6 protein-coding genes are annotated in these 6708 nt (G+C 69.3%); 5 read left to right on the forward strand and 1 reads right to left on the reverse strand.

The genetic code is table 11. The features are described 5' to 3' along the window. A partial coding sequence (locus D588_RS0106830; protein WP_026143456.1) for an FAD-dependent monooxygenase occupies window positions 1-632 on the reverse strand: 632 nt, incomplete at its 3' end. Window positions 633-775: 143 nt separating this feature from the next. Here D588_RS0106830 and D588_RS0106835 point away from each other — a divergent pair. The 5 genes from D588_RS0106835 to D588_RS0106855 all read left to right on the forward strand — a co-directional run. Continuing rightward, a complete protein-coding gene (locus D588_RS0106835; protein ID WP_017911141.1) occupies window positions 776-1360 on the forward strand; it encodes a hypothetical protein in 585 nt (194 codons plus the stop codon). A 5-nt stretch (window positions 1361-1365) separates the two neighbouring features. Then, complete coding sequence (locus tag D588_RS0106840) at window positions 1366-1920, forward strand: cob(I)yrinic acid a,c-diamide adenosyltransferase (RefSeq protein ID WP_017911142.1); 555 nt, start codon at window positions 1366-1368, stop codon at window positions 1918-1920. Between the two features lie 24 nt (window positions 1921-1944). Further along, complete coding sequence (locus D588_RS0106845) at window positions 1945-2850, forward strand: histone deacetylase family protein (protein ID WP_017911143.1); 906 nt, start codon at window positions 1945-1947, stop codon at window positions 2848-2850. Window positions 2851-3013: 163 nt separating this feature from the next. Next, window positions 3014-5365: an LPS-assembly protein LptD gene (gene lptD, locus D588_RS0106850; RefSeq protein ID WP_081613428.1), complete on the forward strand. Its 2352-nt coding sequence runs from the start codon at window positions 3014-3016 to the stop codon at window positions 5363-5365. Beyond that, the coding region (locus tag D588_RS0106855; RefSeq protein WP_017915453.1) for a peptidylprolyl isomerase at window positions 5362-6708 on the forward strand (1347 nt) is incomplete at its 3' end. The genes lptD and D588_RS0106855, both read left to right, overlap by 4 nt.

Below are 6708 nucleotides of genomic sequence, written 5' to 3' on the forward strand. Positions count from 1 at the left end.
TCGCGGAAGCGCTCGTAGGCGGTGCCGTCGGGCTGGCGGCTACCGCGCACCCGCGCCACGAACAGGGTCTGCTGGAAATCGTGGCGCGCCGCGGCGATGCCCAGCGCCTCGCGCACCGCGCTGGCGCTGCCGTCGGCGCCGACCAGCAGCCGCGTGTGCAGGACCTGCTCGCTGCCGTCGCGCAGGATCCGCACCCGGCGCTCTCCATGCTCGGCGTCGGGCTCCAGCGCCACGAACTGCGCCGGGCGGTAGCGGGTCAGCTGCCGCGTCGCCGCCAGGCTGGCCTCCAGCGCCTCGCCGAAGTCGCGCGCGACGACCACTTGGCCGAAGGCCTCGCGTCCGTAGTCGGCGGCCTCCAACCGCACCCGGCCGAAATCGCCGGCGCGGCTGACGTGGATGCGGCGGATCGGTCCGGTCGGCGCGCGCAGCCGCTGCATCACCCCCAACGCGCCCAGCGCGTTGACCGTGGCGGCAGCGAAGCTGAGGTTGCGCTGGTCGAATACCGGCGGCAACGCGCCCGGCGGTGCGGCCTCGACCAGACCCACGTCCACCCCCAGCCGGTCCAGGGCGATGGCCAGGCTGGCGCCGACCAGGCCGCCGCCGACGATCACTACGTCATGTCGTTTGCTCATCCGGCCATGATACGACCCGCACCCGTCTGCCCGGTGAGCGCCACCGCCCAGCTTGCGTGCCGTGGCGGCAGCGGCGCACGGCGCTCGCGCGCGCCGCGCTTCCAGTAGAATCCGGGGTCTTACGTGCCCCGGTGCCCGCCGTCATGACGCCTTCCACCCACCGCCTCCCCGCCCTGCTGCTGTTGACCGCGCTGCTGGCCGCGACCCGCATCAACCACTTCGGGGCGATCCCGGACGCGTCGTGGGCGGTGTTCTTCGTCGGCGGCTTCTACCTGCGCAGCTGGACGCGCTGGGCGTTCCCGCTGCTGATGGCGCTGGCGGTGCTGGTCGACTACCTGGTCATCCGCAGCCAGGGCCTGGATTTCTGGCAGCACTACTGCGTGTCGCCGGCCTACTGGTGCCTGATCCCGGCCTATTTCGTGCTGTGGGCCGGCGGCGCCTGGCTGGCGCGGCGCTACCACGGTGCCGACTGGCGCGCCCTGGGCCTGGCCGCCGCCAGCCTGCTGGTGGCGGTGGCGCTGTGCCACCTGCTGGCGCAGGGCAGCTTCTACTGGGTCAGCCGCAGCGTGCCGAACCCGACCCTGGCCGGCTGGTGGCAGAACTACAGCGACTGGCTGCTGCCCTACCTGGGCAGCGCCAGCCTCTACGTGGCGCTGGCCGCGGCGATCCAGGTCGGCGTCGAGCAACTGGCGCGGCTGGGCCAGCGCGGCCAGCCGGTCGGTCACTGACCGGGATGGGCAACCGCCTCTCCAAGATCTACACCCGCACCGGCGACGACGGCAGCACCGGCCTGGGCGACGGCAACCGGGTCGGCAAGGACTCGGCGCGGGTCGCCGCCTACGGCACCGTGGACGAGGCCAACTCGGCGATCGGCGTGATCCTGGCCTGCCCGCTGGCCGAGGACGTGCGGCAGTTGCTGACAGCAATCCAGCACCAGTTGTTCGATCTCGGCGGCGAGCTGTGCATCCCCGGCCACGCGGCCATCCATGCCGCCGACATCGATGCGCTGGAACGGCACCTGGACCGCTACAACGACACCCTGCCGCCATTGCAGGACTTCATCCTGCCCGCCGGAGGCGAGGCGGCGGCGCGCTGCCACCTGGCCCGAACCATCGTGCGCCGCGCCGAGCGCGAGACGGTGGCGCTGTCGCGGCAGGACGCGGTGCGCCCGGAAGCGGTGCGCTACCTCAACCGCCTGTCCGACCTGCTGTTCGTGCTGGCGCGGGTGCTGGCGCGGGCCGACGGCCACGGCGAAGTGCTGTGGCGCCACGACCGGCGCCAGGCCTGAGCCACGCCCGGGCCGCGGCCGCGCATGCTGATCTATACCCATCCTGCCTGCCTGGGCCACGCGCCCGGACCGGAACACCCGGAACGGCCCCAGCGCCTGGAGGCGGTGACCACCGCACTGCGCGAGGCGTTTCCTGCGCTGGAATGGCGCGAGGCGCCGCTGGCCAAGCTCGGCGACCTGGCCCGGGTCCATGAGCGCGAACTGATCGATCGCGTTCTGGCCGATCTCGACGGCCCGCAAATGCTCGACGTGGACACGGTTCTCTCGCCCGGCTCGCGCGCGGCCGCACTGCGCGCCGCCGGCGCAGGCGTGGCCGCGGTGGACGCGGTCATGCACGGCGTCAGCGACACCGCCTTCTGCGCGGTGCGCCCGCCCGGCCACCACGCCACCGCCGACACCGCGATGGGCTTTTGCCTGTTCAACAACGTCGCCGTGGCCGCCGCCCACGCCCGCGACACGCACGGCCTGGAGCGGATCGCCATCGTCGATTTCGACGTGCACCACGGCAACGGCACCCAGGCGATCTTCGAGCGCGAGCCGAAGGTGCAGTACCTCAGCACCCACCAGTCCGGGCTGTTCCCGCACACCGGCGGGGTCCACGACCGCGGCGTCGGCAACCTGCACAACGCATTGCTGCCACCGGGCAGCGGCGGTTTCCGCTTCCGCAACACCTGGGCCGACCAGATGCTGCCGTTGCTGGACGCGTTCAAGCCACAGCTGCTGCTGATCTCGGCAGGCTTCGACGCGCACATGCGGGACCCACTGGCCGACCTGATGCTGGAGACCGAGGACTTCGGCTGGATCACCGCCGAACTGCGCGCAGTCGCGCAGCGGCACGCGCGCGGCCGGGTGGTGTCCCTGCTGGAAGGCGGCTACGACCTGCAGGCCCTGCGCGAGGGCAGCGTCGCCCACGTCGACGCGCTGCGCTGAGGGTCAGCGCCCGCGCGGCGGCGGCCGCGGCGCGGCACGCCCGGATCGAAACCCCGCTCCGCCAGGCCGATGAACCCCGTCCCCCGCCCCGGGGACGCCTTCATTGCCCCTATGCACGGGATGGGGCAAGCTAGCGACCGTTTTCGCCCGATACCTGACGCGCGTGCGCCGAACCCTTCGCCTGCTCCCTCTTCCGTTCAGTATCGCCCTGTGCCTGCCGGCATTGGCGGCTGAAAAGCCGCCGAACTGGGGCCTGTGCCCGACCCCGGACGTGCTGCCCAAGTTCGACGACGCGCAGCAGCCGGATCCCAAGCTGGCGCAGAACCGCGAGCAGCAGCCGACCAATATCGAAGGCGACCAGCTGTCGGGCACCACCACCATCCCCAACTACACCGGCAACGTCGCGCTCAAGCGCGGCGACCAGTTCATGGGCACGGACAGCCTGCGGGTGGACACCGAGACCGGCAATTACATTGCCGAGGGTCACGTGCGCTACCAGGACTCGTCGATCCGCATGATCGCCGACCGCGCCGAGGGCAATCAGGACACCGACACCCACAAGATCACCAACATCCGCTACCAGTTGCTGGCCCGCCGCGGTAACGGCAAGGCCGACTCGGTCGACCTGCAGGGCGCGCTGGGGCAGATGCACCGCTCCACCTACACCACCTGCGACCCCTCGCAGCGGGTGTGGGAGCTGCACGCGCCGGAAATCGACGTCGACAACGACGAAGGCTTCGGCACCGCGCGCAACGCGATCCTGAAGATCTACAACGTCCCGATCCTGTACGCGCCCTGGTTCAAGTTCCCGATCGACGATCGCCGCAGCAGCGGTTTCCTGTTCCCGGCGATCGGCATGTCCAGCCGCAACGGCTTCGACTACACCCAGCCGTACTACCTGAACCTCGCACCGAACTACGACGCCACCCTGTATCCGCGCTTCATGGCCCGCCGCGGCCTGATGCTGGGCAGCGAATTCCGCTATCTCTACGACGGTGGCAAGGGTGAGCTGCAGGCCGCCTACCTGCCGGACGACAAGTTGCGCGACAAGGATCGCGGCCGCTTCAGTTACCAGGGCTACCACAACATCAATTCGCAGTGGCAGGCGCGCGCCTCGCTGGCCTGGGTCAGCGACGAGCGCTACACCGAAGACTTCTCCAACCGCCTGCTCGGCAATGCGGTGTCCAACATCCAGAGCACGATCGGCGTCTACGGCACCGGCGAGACCTGGACCGCCGGCGTGATGGCCGACCGCTGGCAACTGACCGACTACACCCTGACCGAGGATGCGCTGCCGTACAACCGCCAGCCGCGCGCCTTCTTCAACTGGGACCAGTCGTTCGGCAACTATTTCGAAGCCGGGCTGTACAGCGAAGCGGTGCGCTTCGTGCACGACGATATCCATCAGAAAACCACCGACGGCACCTACGAACGCACCGGCGTGGTCACCCCGCGCCCCGGCGGCAGCCGCCTGGACCTGAAGCCCTACATCTCGATGCCGCTGGCCGGCGCCGCCTGGTTCCTCAAGCCGACCCTGGCCTGGCGTTATACCGCCTATCAGCTGGACAAGGATCTGGCGGCCACGCTCGGCGGCGACACCACGCCCTCGCGCAGCCTGCCGATCGCCACGGTCGATGCGGGCGTGTACTTCGACCGCGATACCAAGTGGGGCAACACCAACTATCTGCAGACCCTGGAACCGCGACTGTTCTACCTGTACACGCCGTACCGCGACCAGAACGACCTGCCGATCTTCGACACCCGCGAGTTCACCTTCAGCTGGGGCCAGTTGTTCCGCGATTCGCGTTACACCGGTGCCGACCGCCAGAACGACGCCAACCAGCTGACCATGGCCCTGAGCTCGCGCCTGCTGCGCCAGGACGATGGCAAGGAGAAGTTGTCGGTCAGCCTCGGCCAGATCCTGTATTTCAGCGATTCGCGGGTCAGCCTGCCCAACAGCGACACCACCATCGAGCAGGGCAAGTCGGCCTGGGTCGCCGATGCCAACTACATGATCAACGATCGCTGGAACCTGGGCGCCACCTACCAGTGGGATCCCAAGTACCGGCGCAAGGACCTGGCCAGCTTCCGCGCGCGCTACCTGATGCCCGGCGACGGCATCGTCAATATCGCCTACCGCTACCGCCGCGATCTGCTGGAACAGGCCGACGTGTCGTTCCTGTACCCGATCAATCCGACCTGGAGCGTCGTTGGCCGGCATTACTACTCGCTGATGGACAAGAAGCCGCTGGAAAGCATCCTCGGCGTGCAGTGGGACAGCTGCTGTCTGGCGGTGCGGGCGCTGGCGCGGCGCTACGTGCGCAACCGCACCGGCGCGCTGGATACCGCCTTCCAGATCGAGTTCGTGCTCAAGGGGCTGTCGTCCCTGGGCCAGGACACGGACCGCGTTCTGCGCCGTGCTATTCTCGGCTACAACCGCGACGACCTGTACTTGGTCCCGCCCAGCAACACCACGACCGATCCGGACGCTTACGATCCGAACCAGATTCCATGACCAAGACCCTTTCTGTTTTTCTCGCCGCCCTGGTGGCGATCGCCGGCGTGTCCGCTCCGGCCGCCGCGCAACAAACCCAACCGCTGGACCGCATCGCCGCGGTGGTCGACGAGGATGTCGTACTGCAGAGCGAACTGGATCGTGCCGTGCGCAACGTGAAGGCGCAGTATGCCGGCCGCGAGGCGCAGCTGCCGCCGGATAACGTGCTGCAGCGGCAGGTGCTGGAACGCCTGGTCCTGGTCAAGCTGCAGGTCGCGCGCGCCAACAGCACCGGCATCCGCGTCGGCGACGACGAACTGAACCGCGCCATCGCCAGCATCGCCCAGCAGAACGGCACCGACGTGGACGGCCTGCGCAAGAAGCTGGCCGCCGACGGCATGTCCTACACCGACTTCCGCAACTCGGTGCGCGACGAAATCACCGTGCAGCGCCTGCGCCAGAGCTTTGCGCAGAGCCGCATCAACGTCAGCGAGGCCGAAGTCGACGCGGCCCTGGCGCAGCAAGCCACCACCGGCACCCAGTACCACCTGGCGCACATCCTGGTCGGCCTGCCGGAAGGCGCCACCGCCGAGCAGATCAAGACCGCTCAGGGCAAGATCGACGGGGTCAAGAACCTGATCGACAAGGGCGAGATCGATTTCAACGCCGCGGCGGTGCGCTATTCCGACAGCCCCAACGCGCTGGAAGGCGGCGACCTGGGCTGGCGCAGCCTGGACGAGATCCCCAACGCGTTCGCGCAGCTGATCCGCGACATGAAGCCGGGCCAGGTCGCCGGCCCGCTGCGCGGCCCCAGCGGCTTCCAGCTGCTGAAGCTGGTCGAAGTGCGCGACGCCTCGGCCAATCCGGAAAAGAAGACGGTCACCGAGTACCACGCCCGCCACATCCTGATCCGGGTCAACGATGCGCAGCCCGACGCGGTCGCCAAGGCCAAGATCGAGACGCTGCGCGCACGCATCGCCGGCGGCGCCGACTTCCAGGCCGTGGCCAAGGAAGCGTCGGAAGACACCAATAGCCGCAGCCAGGGCGGCGATCTGGGCTGGTTCCCGGCCGACGCGTTCGGCCCGGACTTCGGCCAGCACGTTGCGAGCCTCCAGGACGGCCAGATTTCGCAGCCGTTCCGCACCGAGGCCGGCTGGCACATCGTGCAGCGCGTCGGCGAGCGCCAGACCGACGTGACCAGCGATACCCAGCGTGCCCAGGTCCGCGAGACCATCGGCCGCCGCAAGCTGGAAGAGGAATACAACCGCTTCCTGCAGGAAATGCGCGGCGAAGCCTACGTCGACCTGCGCGTGGGCAACACCGACGCCGCCACTGCGCCGGCGGCCACGCCCGCGCCGGCGCCC

The sequence above is a fragment of the Xanthomonas sp. SHU 308 genome, from assembly GCF_000364645.1.
Lineage (GTDB): Bacteria > Pseudomonadota > Gammaproteobacteria > Xanthomonadales > Xanthomonadaceae > Xanthomonas_A > Xanthomonas_A sontii.